This is a genomic window from Streptomyces sp. NPDC048106 (genome assembly GCF_040706415.1).
In the GTDB taxonomy this organism is placed as follows: Bacteria; Actinomycetota; Actinomycetes; order Streptomycetales; family Streptomycetaceae; genus Streptomyces.
The window spans coordinates 1-13310 of the sequence record NZ_JBEZND010000026.1 but is presented as its reverse complement, the minus strand read 5'-3'; the positions used below and the strand labels follow the sequence as shown (position 1 = coordinate 13310).

Sequence of the window (13310 nt, the reverse complement as noted above, 5' to 3'; positions counted from 1 at the left end):
CACGACCTACTCCCCGCGACCGACGACCGGTCGGTCTCTGGTCCCGTAAGAGACCCGTCAAAGGCGGAAGCGCGGCCGTAAGAGGCCCGTCAACGGACGGTCGGAACCGGCCACGGAGGGGCTTTGCTCTTACCGTCCGCTTTCCCTCGCACCTGATTCCAGGAGTTCACGATGGCCGATCTGGCCTTCGTCGTTACCGCACTCGCGGCCTTCGCGCTGGTGGCCCTCATCGCCAGGGGGGTGACGAAGCTGTGACCGCCGAGAACATCGTCGGCCTGGTCGTGGCCGTCGCCCTGCTGGGCTATCTCGTCCTCGCCCTGATCTTCCCGGAGAGGTTCTGACGGTGAGCCCCGTACTCGCAGGCCTCCTGCAACTGCTCGCCCTCATAGGCGTGCTGGCACTCGTCCACCACCCCTTCGGCGGCTACATGGCCCGGGTCTACACCTCCTCCCGGCACCTGCGGGCCGAGAGGTGGATCTACCGGGGCATCGGTGCCGACCCGGACACCGAGATGACCTGGCCCGCCTATCTGCGCGGGGTCCTCGCCTTCTCGGCCGTGAGTGTCCTGTTCCTCTACCTCCTCCAGCGGCTCCAGGGCGTGCTGCCCGGCTCGCCGGGCTTCGCCTCGGTCGGTCCGGCGCAGTCGTTCAACACGGCGGTGTCGTTCGTGACCAACACCAACTGGCAGTCGTACTCCGGCGAGCAGACGATGGGGCACGTGGTGCAGACCGCCGGTCTGGCCGTGCAGAACTTCGTCTCCGCGGCGGTCGGCATGGCGGTGGCGATCGCCCTGGTACGCGGCTTCGCCCGCTCCCGCACCGGTGAACTCGGCAACTTCTGGGCGGACTTGGTGCGCGGCACGCTGCGCATCCTGCTGCCGGTGGCCGCCGTGGCCGCCGTACTCCTGGTGGCGGCCGGGGCGATCCAGAACTTCTCCGGCATCCACGAGGTCGGCCAGTTCACGGGCGGCTCCCAGCAGTGGAACGGCGGCGCGGTCGCCTCCCAGGAGGCCATCAAGGAGCTGGGCACCAACGGCGGCGGCTACTTCAACGCCAACTCCGCGCACCCCTTCGAGAACCCCAGCGCCCTCACCAACCTGCTGGAGATCTTCCTGATCCTGGTCATCCCGTTCTGCCTGACCCGCACCTTCGGCGTGCTGGTCGGCTCGGCGAGGCAGGGCTACGCGATCCTCGCCACGATGGCCACCATCTGGGTGGGCTTCACCCTGCTGATGATGTGGACCGAGTTCTCCCACCACGGCCCGGCGCTCCAGGCGGCGGGCGGCGCGATGGAGGGCAAGGAGGTCCGCTTCGGCGTCGGCGGCTCCTCGGTCTTCGCGGTGGCGACGACGCTCACCTCCACCGGCGCGGTGGACTCCTTCCATTCCTCCTTCACCGGCCTCGGCGGCGGCCTCACCATGCTCGGCATGATGCTGGGCGAGATCGCCCCCGGCGGCACCGGCTCCGGCCTGTACGGCATGCTGATCATGGCCGTGATCGCGGTGTTCCTCGCGGGCCTCATGGTCGGCCGCACCCCCGAGTACCTGGGCAAGAAGATCGGCGGCCGCGAGATGAAGCTCGCCGCCTGCTACATCCTCGTCACCCCGGCGCTGGTGCTGGTGCTCACCGCGGCCTCGATGGCGCTGCCGACCCCTCCGCACTCGATGCTCAACCCCGGCGCGCACGGGTTCTCCGAGGTGCTGTACGCCTTCACCTCCGCGGCGAACAACAACGGCTCGGCCTTCGCCGGCCTGAACGCGAACACGGACTGGTTCAACACCATGACCGGGCTCGCGATGCTGTTCGGCCGCTTCCTGCCGATGGTGTTCGTCCTCGCGCTCGCCGGCTCGCTCGCCGGACAGCGCCCGGTGCCGGTCACCGCGGGCACCCTGCGCACCGAGAAGCCGCTGTTCACCGGCCTGCTGGTCGGCGCGATCCTGATCATCACCGGTCTCACGTACTTCCCGGCCCTCGCGCTGGGCCCGCTCGCCGAAGGGCTGGCGTGATGTCGACCGGAACGGAATCCCACGAGGACACGATGTCCACTTCCTCCACTCCCACCCTCGCACCCCACCAGGACGCGCCCGCCGGGCACGAGGCCGACGACGGCCGCGTCGGAGCGGGCCTCTTCGACCCGGGGCAGTTGCTGAAGTCCCTGCCCGAGGCGGTGCGCAAGCTGGACCCGCGGGTGATGGTGAAGTCGCCCGTGATGTTCGTGGTGTGGACCGGCTCGGTCCTGACCACCGTCTTCTCCTTGACGGACCCCACCGACTGGTTCGGCTGGACCATCAGCGCCTGGCTGTGGCTGACCGTGGTCTTCGCCAACCTGGCGGAGGCGGTCGCCGAGGGCCGCGGCAAGGCCCAGGCCGACACCCTGCGCAAGGCCAGGACCGACACCGTCGCCCGCCGGCTGGCGCACGGCACCGAGGAGCGGGTCCCCGGCACCGCGCTGACCATCGGCGACCTGGTCGTGTGCGAGGCCGGCGACACCGTCCCCGGGGACGGCGATGTCGTCGAGGGCGTCGCCTCCGTGGACGAGTCCGCGATCACCGGCGAGTCCGCCCCGGTCATCCGCGAGTCCGGCGGCGACCGCAGCGCCGTCACCGGCGGCACGAAGGTGCTGTCCGACCGCGTCGTCATCAAGATCACCACGAGGCCCGGCGAGACCTTCATCGACCGCATGATCGGCCTGGTCGAGGGTGCGGCCCGGCAGAAGACCCCCAACGAGATCGCGCTCAACATCCTGCTGGCCTCGCTGACCGTGGTCTTCCTGCTGGCCTGCGCCACCCTGCCGCCGTTCGCCGACCACGCGGGCACCCACCTGACCCTGGTGGTGCTGGTGGCCCTGCTGGTCTGCCTGATCCCGACCACCATCGGCGCGCTGCTGTCCGCGATCGGCATCGCCGGCATGGATCGCCTCGTGCAGCGCAACGTGCTCGCCATGTCGGGCCGCGCGGTCGAGGCCGCGGGTGACGTCTCCACGCTGCTGCTGGACAAGACCGGCACCATCACCCTGGGCAACCGCCGGGCCGCCGAGTTCGTGCCGGTGCGCGGGACGACGGAGGCGGAGGTCGCGGACGCGGCCCAGCTGTCGTCGCTGGCCGACGAGACCCCCGAGGGCCGCTCGGTCGTCGTCCTCGCCAAGGAGCGGTACGGGCTGCGCGAACGCCACCGGGAGGAGCCGGCGCACGCCGAGTGGATCGCCTTCACCGCCCAGAGCCGGATGTCCGGCGTGGACGTCGACGGCCGAATGATCCGCAAGGGCGCCACGGCCTCCGTCGCCGCCTGGGTCGAGGAGCAGGGCGGCGAAGTCGCCGCGGACGCACCGGAACTGACCGACCGGATCGCGCGGGCCGGCGGCACCCCGCTGCTGGTCGCCGTCCACGACGAGCGCGGCGCCCGCGTCCTCGGCGTCATCCACCTCAAGGACGTCGTCAAGGAGGGCATGCGCGAGCGGTTCCGGGAACTGCGCCGCATGGGCATCAGGACGGTCATGATCACGGGCGACAACCCGCTGACCGCGAAGGCGATCGCCGAGGAGGCGGGCGTCGACGACTTCCTCGCCGAGGCCACCCCCGAGGACAAGATGGCCCTCATCAAGCGGGAGCAGGCCGGCGGCAAGCTGGTCGCGATGACCGGCGACGGCACCAACGACGCGCCCGCGCTCGCGCAGGCCGACGTCGGCGTGGCGATGAACACCGGCACGTCGGCCGCCAAGGAGGCCGGCAACATGGTCGACCTCGACTCCGACCCGACCAAGCTGATCGAGATCGTCGAGATCGGCAAGCAACTCCTCATCACCCGTGGCGCTTTGACGACGTTCTCCATCGCCAATGACGTCGCGAAGTACTTCGCGATCATCCCGGCGCTGTTCGCGGCCGTCTACCCGGGCCTGGACAAGCTGAACGTCATGCGGCTGTCCTCGCCCGACTCCGCGATCCTGTCGGCCGTCGTCTTCAACGCGCTGATCATCATCGCGCTGGTGCCGCTGTCCCTGAAGGGCGTGCGGTACCGGCCGATGAGCGCGGACCGGATGCTCCGCCGCAACCTCGGTCTCTACGGCCTCGGCGGCCTGGTCGCCCCCTTCGTCGGGATCAAGCTCATCGACCTGCTCCTCTCCCTCGTCCCCGGAATCGGCTGATCGCCATGAACCTCTCCGTCACGAACACCGTCCGGCCGCTCTGGGCGGGCCTGCGGGCCCTGCTCGTGCTGACCCTGGTGACCGGCGTCGTCTACCCGCTCCTCGTCACCGGTGTCGCCCAGGCGCTGTTCCACGACAAGGCGAACGGCTCCGAGATCACGTCGCACGGCAAGGTCGTCGGCTCCTCGCTCATCGGCCAACAGGGCTACGGCTCGCGGTACTTCCAGCCCCGGCCCGCCGACGGCCTCGCCGGCAACTCCCTCAACACCCGGTACAAGCTGCTCGTCTCCGGCGCGACCAACCTGTCGGCCGACAACCCGAAGCTCGTCAAGGCCGTCGAGGACGCCAGGGCGAAGGTCGTCAGGGACAACTCCGTGCCCGGCTACACCGTCCGGCCCTCCCAGGTCCCCGCGGACGCGGTCACCTCCTCCGGCTCCGGCCTCGACCCTGCCATCTCCCCGGCGTATGCCGAGCTCCAGGTGCACCGGGTCGCCGCGCGGAACGGCCTGCCGGTGGCCCGGGTCGAGCAACTGGTGAAGGACCACACCCAGGGCCGCGCCCTCGGCTTCGTGGGCGAGCCGCAGGTCAACGTCCTGCAACTCAACATCGCGCTGCGGGACCTCACCGCCCGGCGGTGACGGCCTCGCCCGGCCCGCACGGCTCGACGTATCCGGGCCACCGGTAGGTACGACAACGCCGGGACATACAAACCGAGTTGTCCCGGCGTACTGTCGACAGCGAGCCCCGGTCCGCCTCCCCGCGTCCGGGGTCTCCCACACTTCACGCGCCCTGCCTTACGGGAGGCACCCCATGGCAGAACTCCGCTGCGGCGACGATCCCGCGCCCCCCGAACCCTTACCGGACGGGCCGCTGTACGTCCCGGTCCGGCCGGGACCCTCCGGATACGCGGTACGGCTCTTCCGCACCCCGCTCGGCGAGCGCACCGCCGTCGGCTTCACCTCCGTACGCCGGCTCACCGCCACGCTCGGCTCCGGCCAGGCCTTCATCCGCCTCGCGGGGGCCGGGCTGCGCACCCTGATCGCACCGCTCGGCGTCACCGTCCTCACGGTGGACCCCCGGTGCACCGCCCCCGCCCCCCGCCCCCGCGCCACGGACCGCACGGACCGCACGGACCGTCCGGAAGGGGACACCGACACCGGGATGACCACGACCCACCCCCGGCCGCCGGAGGGCCGTGGGCCTGCCCCGCCCCCGCCCGCGCCGGTACCCCGGAGTCCGGCGGGACGCAGACGTGGAGCGGGTCCATCGGTAGCCTGTCGGCTGACCGGACGGCCGACCGACCGGACGGCAGGCAGCAGCCGACACTCCCCGTGAGGTGAGACGTGCAGTTCACCACCCGGCCCACCCTCCAGGGCACCTTCGGCATGGCCTCCGCCACCCACTGGCTGGCCGCCCAGTCGGCGATGGCGGTCCTGGAGGACGGCGGCAACGCGTTCGACGCCGCCGTGGCCGGCGCGTTCGTGCTGCACGTCGTCGAACCGCACCTGAACGGCCCGGCGGGGGAGGTGCCGATCCTCCTCGCGCCGGCCGGCGGCGCGGTACGGGTGCTGTGCGGGCAGGGCGTGGCCCCGGCGGGCGCGAGCGCCGCGCACTACCGGGACCTCGGCCTGGACCTGGTCCCCGGCACCGGCCCCCTCGCCGCCGCGGTGCCCGGCGCCTTCGACGCCTGGCTGCTGCTCCTGCGCGACCACGGCACCAAGTCCCTTGAGGACGTGCTGAAATACGCCATCGGCTACGCCGAGCAAGGCCACCCGCCGGTGGAGAACATCGGCGCGACCGTGGAGAGCGTACGGGCGCTGTTCGAGACGGAGTGGACCTCCTCGGCGGAGCTGTACCTGCCGGGCGGCAGAGCGCCCCGCCCCGGCACGCCGCTGCGCAACCCCGCCCTCGCCGCCACCTGGCGCCGGCTGCTCGCCGAGACCGCGCGGGCCGGGAACCGGGAGGCCCGCATCGACGCCGCCCGCGAGGTGTGGCGCTCCGGCTTCATCGCCGAGGCCCTGGTACGGCAGTCCCGCCGCCCCACCCTGGACACCAGCGGCGAACGGCACACCGGGACGCTCACCGCGGACGACCTCGCCGACTGGTCGGCGACGTACGAGGACCCGGTCTCCTACCACTGGCACGGCTGGACCGTGTGCAAGGCGGGCCCCTGGAGCCAGGGCCCCGCCTTCCTCCAGCAACTCGCCCTGCTCCCGCCGGAACTCCCCGAGTACGGCAGCGCCGACTACGTCCATCTCCTCGTCGAGGGCTGCAAGCTGGCCATGGCCGACCGGGAGGCCTGGTACGGCGACGCCGCCGAGGTGCCGCTCGCGCGGCTGCTGTCCGCGGAGTACAACGCCGGGCGGCGGACGCTGATCGGGAGCGAGGCGTCGTACGAACTGCGCCCCGGCGCCCCCGGCGGCCGCACCCCGCGTCTGCCCGGCTGGGCCCGCGAGCCGGTGCCGCGCGTGGCCGAGGGGTTCGACCCGATGGGCGTGGGGGAGCCGACGGTCGCGCGGCTGTCCGGCGAGCCCCGGGTGGCCGCCGACGGCGGGACCCGCGGCGACACCTGCCACCTCGACGTGGTCGACCGCTGGGGCAACATGATCGCGGCCACGCCCAGCGGCGGCTGGCTCCAGTCCAACCCGGTCGTGCCCGAGCTGGGCTTCCCGCTCGGCACCCGGTTGCAGATGACCTGGCTGGAGGAGGGCCTGCCGAACACCCTCACCCCCGGCCGCCGCCCCCGTACCACCCTCACCCCGTCCCTCGCGCTGCGCGACGGCGTGCCGGTCATGGCGTTCGGCACGCCCGGCGGCGACCAGCAGGACCAGTGGCAGCCGCACTTCTTCCTCGCCGTCGCCCTGCGCGCCCCCGTCCGCGGCGGCCTCGACCTCCAGGGTGCCGTCGACGCCCCGAACTGGCACAACGACGCCTTCCCCAGCTCCTTCTACCCCCGTGGCCACCAGCCCGGTGCCGTGACCGTGGAGTCCCGGATGCCGGAGGCGGTGGTGGCCGGACTGCGCCGCCGCGGCCACGACGTCACCGTCGGCCCCGCCTGGTCCGAGGGCCGGCTGTGCGCGGTCGCCCGCGACCCGGAGACCGGCGTGCTGTCGGCGGCGGCGAACCCGCGCGGCATGCAGGGGTACGCGGTGGGACGCTGAACGACCGGGACACACCGGGCTCTTGCCCGCCGCCCGCACACCCCGCCGCCCACGGACCCCGCCGGCCGCCGCCCGCACGCCCCCGCGCCCGCTTGCCGCGCGGGGGGCCGTGTCGCCCGTACTCCGGCATATCCTGAACCCGAGTGGCCATCGGCTGACGAAGGGGTCCGAAGGTGCCGTCGATGCTCGATGCGGTCGTGGTGGGTGCGGGGCCGAACGGACTGACCGCCGCCGTGGAACTGGCCCGCCGGGGCTTTTCCGTGGCCCTGTTCGAGGCGCGCTCCACCGTGGGCGGCGGCGCCCGCACCGAGGAGCTGACCCTGCCCGGCTTCCGGCACGACCCGTGCTCGGCCGCCCACCCCCTGGGGATCAACTCGCCCGCCTTCCGCGCCCTGCCCCTGGAGCGCTACGGCCTTGAGTGGCTGCACGCCGAGCTGCCCATGGCGCACCCCTTCCCCGACGGCACCGCGGCCGTGCTCTCCCGCTCCGTCGCCGAGACCGCCGCCTCCTTCGGGCCGCGCGACGCGGGGGCGTACCGAAGACTCGTCGAGCCGCTGCTCGCCCACTGGGACACGCTCGTACGGGACTTCATGTCCCTGCCGCTGACCGCGCTGCCCCGCGACCCCGTCACCCTGGCCCGCTTCGGGCTGGCCGGGCTGCCGCCGTCCACCTGGCTGATGCGCCGGTTCAAGGACGAGCGGGTCAAGACCCTGTTCGCCGGGCTCGTCGCCCATGTGATGGCCCCGCTGGACGGGTTCGCCACCGGTGCCATCGGCCTCGTCTTCGCGCTGGCCGCGCACGCCCGCGGCTGGCCGGTGGCCCGCGGCGGCTCCCAGGCCATCTCCGACGCCCTCGCCGCCTGCCTCGCAGACCACGGCGGCCAGGTGCACACCGACTACGAGGTCAAGCGGCTGGACGACCTGCCGCCCGCCCGCGCCTACGTCTTCGACACCTCGCCCGCCGCCCTCGCCCGCATCGCCGGCTTCGGCGGCTACTACGACCGCTACCGCTACGGCGCCGCCGCCTTCAAGATCGACTACGCGCTGGACGGACCGGTGCCCTGGACCGCCCCCGAGGCCCGCGTCGCCGGCACCGTCCAGATCGGCGCGAGCCGGGCCGAGATCGGCACCGCCCTGCGCGCCGCCTCCCGCGAGGGCCGCGCCCCCGAGAGGCCGTTCCTGATCACCGTGCAGCCCAGCGTGGCCGACCCCGGCCGCGCCCCCGCGGGCAAGCAGGTCTTCTGGGCGTACGGGCATGTGCCGGGCGGCTGGTCCGGCGATCTCACCGACGCCATAGAACGCCAGCTGGAGCGCTTCGCCCCCGGCTTCCGCGACCGCGTCCTCGCCCGCGCCATCGCCGGGCCCGCCGAACTGGCCGCCCGCAACGCCAACTACGTGGGCGGCGACATCGCCTGCGGCGCCGCCTCCGGGCTCCAGTTGCTGCTGCGGCCCAGACCGACCCTGTTCCCGTACCACACCCCCCACCCGGCCGTCTTCATCTGCTCCTCGGCCACCCCGCCGGGCCCCGGGGTCCACGGCATGTCGGGGCACAACGCGGCCAAGGCGGTCTGGCGGAGGCTGAGACAGACATGACCGCGATCCTCCTCGTCCAGGGCGACATCACCCGGCAGAGCGCCGACGCGATCGTCAACGCGGCCAACTCCTCGCTGCTCGGCGGCGGCGGGGTCGACGGCGCCGTGCACCGGCGCGGCGGCCCCGCGATCCTCGCCGAGTGCCGCGCCCTGCGCGCCTCGCGATACGGCCGGGGACTGCCGGTCGGACGGGCCGTGGCGACCACCGCCGGGCGGCTCGACGCCCGGTGGGTGATCCATACCGTCGGACCGGTCTTCAGCACCGGCGAGGACCGCTCGGAGCTGCTCGCCTCCTGCTACCGCGAATCGCTGCGCGTGGCCGACGAGTTGGGCGCGAGGACGGTCGCCTTCCCGGCCGTCTCCGCGGGCACCTACGGGTGGCCCCTGGACGACGCCGCCCGGGTCGCGGTGGAGACGGTGCGGGCCGCGGACACGGCCGTCGAGGAGGTCCGCTTCGTGCTCTTCGACGAGCGGGCCTACGAGGCGTTCGCGGCGCGGGTCGGCTGAGCGGACCGGCGGGCGCCGCCGGACGTGACCGGGTCACCGCCGACGTATCCTGACTTGCTAGTTTAGGCACCAGGCGCTGGCGAAGCGCTTCGCAAGTCTTGGAGAGCCGGATGGTCACTCTCGCCGAGGTCGCTCGGCACGCCGGAGTCTCGGCCAGCACGGTGAGCTATGTCCTCAGCGGCAAGCGGATCATCTCCGCCGCCACCCGGCAGCGTGTCGAGCGGAGCATCCGCGAACTCGGGTACCACCCGAACGCCGGCGCCCGCGCGCTGGCCAGCAGCAGGTCCAACATCATCGCGCTGATGATCCCGCTCCGCACCGACATGTACGTGCCGGTCATGATGGAGATCGCCATCGCGGTGGCCACCACGGCCCGCACGCACGGGTACGACATCCTGCTGCTCACCGGCGAGGAGGGGCCCGACGCGGTGCGCCGGGTGGCCGGCAGCGGGCTGGCCGACGCCATGATCATCATGGATGTCGAACTCGACGACGAGCGGCTCCCGTTGCTGCGCGAGACCGACCAGCCGTCCGTGCTCATCGGCCTGCCCGCCGACACGACGGGGATGACGTGCGTCGATCTCGACTTCACGGCGACCGGGGCGCTGTGCGTGGAGCATCTGGCGCGGCTCGGGCACCGCGACATCGCCGTCATCGGTGAGGCACCGGCCGTCTACGAGCGGCACACCGGTTTCGCCGAGCGCACCCTCGACGGCCTCCGGTCCCGGGCGCGGGAGCTGGGCGTCCGTGTCCTGCACCGCCCCTGCGAGGGCGGGTACGACGCACTGGCCCTGATCCTCGCCCGCGTCTTCGACGAACGCCCCGGCACCACCGGCTTCGTCGTGCAGAACGAGTCGGCGGTGGAGCCCCTGCTCGCCCTGCTGCGCCGGCAGGGCAGGGCCGTGCCCGAGGACGTGTCGGTGGTCGCGATCTGTCCCGACCAGGTCGCCGCCCAGGCATCCGTGCGGCTCACCTCGGTCGCCATCCCGGCGTCCGAGATGGGCCGGTGTGCCGTGGAGCGCCTGCTCGCCAAGATCGAGGGCCGCGGCGGCGACGACATCGTGCTGCTCCCGCCGGAGCTGGCCGTCCGCGCGAGCACGGGTCCGGCGCCCGCGACCCCCTGAGGCCGCCGCCCACCGCACGTCGTTCGCGGACGGGTGGGGGCGGGACGTGCGCACACGTCCCGCACCACCCCCGGTCGGACCGGGTGCTCCGGGCCGGCTCAGGCCAGCGGCACGGTCACCTCGCCGCTCCCGGTGGCGCTCGCGCCGCCCGCGACCCGCACGGTGAACGGTTCGTCGCCGCCCGCCGCGGTGACGCGCAGCGTGTCGCCCTCCCGCCGGACCCGGAAGGTGGCCGCGGTGCGGCCGGCCCGGTCCGGGACGGTCACGGTGCGCTCGTAGCCGTCCTCGGCGGTCGGGTGGACCAGCAGCGTCAGGCCGTCCAGCCAGTCGTCGTCGGCGCGTCGGCCGTCGGCGGCCAGCGGCAGGGCGGCGCCCTCGCGGACGTAGAGCGGAAGGCTGTCGTAGCCGTGGCGCTCGGTGCGCCAGGTCGGTCCGGTGACCGTCTCGCCGGTGAGCAACTGGGTCCAGGTGCCCTCGGGCAGATAGACCTCGACCTCGCCGTCCTCGGTGAAGACCGGGGCGACCAGCAGGTCGGCGCCGAGCATGTACTGGCGGTCCAGCGGGCGGCAGGCCGGGTCGCCGGGGAATTCGAGCAGCATCGGGCGCATCGAGGGCACGCCGGTGCGGTGGGCCTCGACGCCGACGCCGTACAGGTACGGCATCAGACGGTGCTTGAGCAGGGTGAAACGGCGGGCGACGGCCACGGCCTCCTCGCCGAACGCCCACGGCACGCGGTAGGAGGAGGAGCCGTGCAGACGGCTGTGCGAGGAGAGCAGGCCGAAGGCCAGCCAGCGCTTGAACACCGAGGCGTCCGGCGTGCCCTCGAAGCCGCCGATGTCGTGGCTCCAGAAGCCGAAGCCGCTCAGCGACAGTGACAGCCCGCCGCGCAGCGACTCGGCCATGGCCTCGAAGGAGGACCAGCAGTCACCGCCCCAGTGCACGGGGTACTGCTGGCCGCCCGCGGTCGCGGAGCGGGCGAACAGCACGGCCTCGCCCTGTCCGCGCTCCTTCTCCAGGAGCTCGAAGACGGTCCTGTTGAACAGCTCGGTGTAGTAGTTGTGCATCCGCTCGGGGTCCGAGCCGTCGTGCCAGACGACGTCGGTGGGGATGCGCTCGCCGAAGTCGGTCTTGAAGCAGTCGACGCCCTGGTCGAGGAGCGGCTTGAGCTTCGACTGGAACCAGGCGCGGGCCGCGGGACTGGTGAAGTCCACCAGCGCCATGCCCGCCTGCCACAGGTCCCACTGCCACACGTCGCCGTCGGCGCGGCGCACCAGGTGCCCAAGCGCGGCGGCCTCCTCGAACAGCGGGGACTTCTGCGCGATGTAGGGGTTGATCCAGACGCTGATCCGCAGGCCCTTGGTCTTCAGCCGGGCCAGCATGCCCTCGGGGTCGGGGAAGACGTCCGGGTCCCACTGGAAGTCGCACCACTGGTACTCGCGCATCCAGAAGCAGTCGAAATGGAACACCGACAGCGGGATGCCGCGCTCGGCCATGCCGTCGACGAACGACATCACCGTCTCCTCGTCGTACGAGGTGGTGAAGGAGGTGGTCAGCCACAGCCCGAAGGACCAGGCGGGGGGCAGGGCCGGGCGCCCGGTGAGGCCGGTGTAGCGGGTGAGGACGTCCTTCGGGGCGGGACCCGCGACGACGTAGAACTCCAGGGTCTGGTCCGCCACGCTGAACTGGACCTGGCCGACGGACTCCGAGCCGACCTCGAAGGAGACCTTGCCGGGGTGGTTGACGAAGACGCCGTAGCCGCGCGAGGAGAGGTAGAACGGGATGTTCTTGTACGCCTGCTCGCTGCTGGTGCCGCCGTCGGCCTGCCACATGTCGACCACCTGGCCGTTCTTGACGAACGGGGTGAAGCGCTCGCCGAGGCCGTAGACCTGCTCGCCGACGCCGAGCGCGAGCTTGCCCACCATGTGGTGCTCGCCCTCTTCGGTGGTGGCGAAGGCGGCGCCCCTCGTACCCACCTGGGTCAGCTCGCGGCCGTCGGCGTCGCGGAAGCTCAGCGTGAAGGGGGCGGAGCGGTCCAGCCGCACGCTGAGGGGGCCGCTGGTCAGCTCGGTGACGCTGCCCGCGGTGCGGACCTCGCCGGCACCGCCCTGCACACCGCCGACGGTGAACTCGGGGCCGGTTCGGCGCTTGCCCGCGTGGTGGGTGAGGCGGACGCCGATGACCCCCTCGGCCGGGGAGAAGCACTCGATGGAGACGAGGGGCGCGTTGAGCGTGTCGCCCCTCCCCGTCACCCGGCGCACGGCGGCATACGCGTTGAAGCGCTTCGATTCCTGGCGGACATCGCGCACATCGGTGGCGTAGGCGATCTGTATGCCATCGCGAATGAGCCAGAAGCCATCAGTGAACTTCATGATCTTCCTCAGGGGGAGCGGGAGCGGCTGTCGGGTGGGCCACGGGCAGCGTCACGACGAACGTGATCGTACACATGGCATCTCCGGCCCGGCGGTCCCGGTTCGCGTGTGAGCGCCTCTGACCAGGTATGACTACGAAATGAGCAACATGCCTCGCGCTGAGTGGTGAAGAGGATGCGCCCCGGAGGCTAGCGGGAGCACAGCTTCTTGGCGTATTAGTCATCAGGTCAAACAAAACCGTCCGGCAGCGTTGCCGGACCGCGTGACAGCAAGGGCCGCAGATGTCGAAGCGCTTCAACGCCACCCCTGAGGACAGGTTCACCTTCGGTCTGTGGACCGTCGGCTGGCAGGGAAGGGACCCGTTCGGCGATGCCACCCGCCCGGCGCTCGACCCGGTCGAGACGGTGCAGCGCCTGGC

At 72.4% G+C, this 13310-nt stretch carries 10 protein-coding genes and 1 pseudogene; 10 read left to right on the top strand and 1 reads right to left on the bottom strand.

Translation table 11 applies throughout. From position 1 onward, the window contains the following. The first annotated feature begins 251 nt into the window (after positions 1 to 251). From kdpF to AB0927_RS24720, 9 genes are all read left to right on the top strand, one after another. Positions 252 to 341, top strand: a complete 90-nt coding sequence (kdpF, locus tag AB0927_RS24760) for a K(+)-transporting ATPase subunit F (protein WP_016434100.1) — start codon at positions 252 to 254, stop codon at positions 339 to 341. A gap of 2 nt (positions 342 to 343) precedes the next feature. Further along, a complete protein-coding gene (gene kdpA, locus AB0927_RS24755) occupies positions 344 to 2005 on the top strand; it encodes a potassium-transporting ATPase subunit KdpA (RefSeq protein ID WP_366669896.1) in 1662 nt (553 codons plus the stop codon). 32 nt (positions 2006 to 2037) lie between these two features. Continuing rightward, complete coding sequence (gene kdpB, locus AB0927_RS24750) at positions 2038 to 4140, top strand: potassium-transporting ATPase subunit KdpB (RefSeq protein WP_366669895.1); 2103 nt, start codon at positions 2038 to 2040, stop codon at positions 4138 to 4140. A 5-nt stretch (positions 4141 to 4145) separates the two neighbouring features. Beyond that, positions 4146 to 4778, top strand: a complete 633-nt coding sequence (locus tag AB0927_RS24745; protein WP_366669894.1) for a potassium-transporting ATPase subunit C — start codon at positions 4146 to 4148, stop codon at positions 4776 to 4778. Positions 4779 to 4950: 172 nt separating this feature from the next. Next, a complete protein-coding gene (locus tag AB0927_RS24740; protein ID WP_366669893.1) occupies positions 4951 to 5475 on the top strand; it encodes an SAV_915 family protein in 525 nt (174 codons plus the stop codon). 50 nt (positions 5476 to 5525) lie between these two features. Continuing rightward, positions 5526 to 7301 carry a gamma-glutamyltransferase gene (locus AB0927_RS24735; RefSeq protein WP_366669983.1) on the top strand — a complete coding sequence of 592 codons (1776 nt, stop codon included), beginning with the start codon at positions 5526 to 5528 and terminating at the stop codon, positions 7299 to 7301. 182 nt (positions 7302 to 7483) lie between these two features. Then, positions 7484 to 8893: an NAD(P)/FAD-dependent oxidoreductase gene (locus AB0927_RS24730; protein ID WP_366669892.1), complete on the top strand. Its 1410-nt coding sequence runs from the start codon at positions 7484 to 7486 to the stop codon at positions 8891 to 8893. Beyond that, positions 8890 to 9399, top strand: coding sequence for an O-acetyl-ADP-ribose deacetylase (locus tag AB0927_RS24725; RefSeq protein WP_366669891.1), 510 nt, complete (start codon positions 8890 to 8892; stop codon positions 9397 to 9399). The genes AB0927_RS24730 and AB0927_RS24725 overlap by 4 nt, the downstream gene beginning before the upstream one ends. Positions 9400 to 9509: 110 nt before the next feature. Then, on the top strand, positions 9510 to 10523 hold the full coding sequence (locus tag AB0927_RS24720; protein ID WP_366669890.1) for a LacI family DNA-binding transcriptional regulator: 1014 nt from the start codon (positions 9510 to 9512) through the stop codon (positions 10521 to 10523). Between the two features lie 98 nt (positions 10524 to 10621). Here the strand turns inward: AB0927_RS24720 and yicI are convergent, their stop codons facing one another. Next, positions 10622 to 12892, bottom strand: a complete 2271-nt coding sequence (gene yicI, locus AB0927_RS24715) for an alpha-xylosidase (RefSeq protein WP_366669889.1) — start codon at positions 12890 to 12892, stop codon at positions 10622 to 10624. 281 nt (positions 12893 to 13173) lie between these two features. On the opposite strand from yicI, the pseudogene AB0927_RS24710 reads away from it, so the two are divergent. Next, positions 13174 to 13310 (top strand): annotated as a pseudogene (locus AB0927_RS24710) (xylose isomerase); the annotation flags it as partial.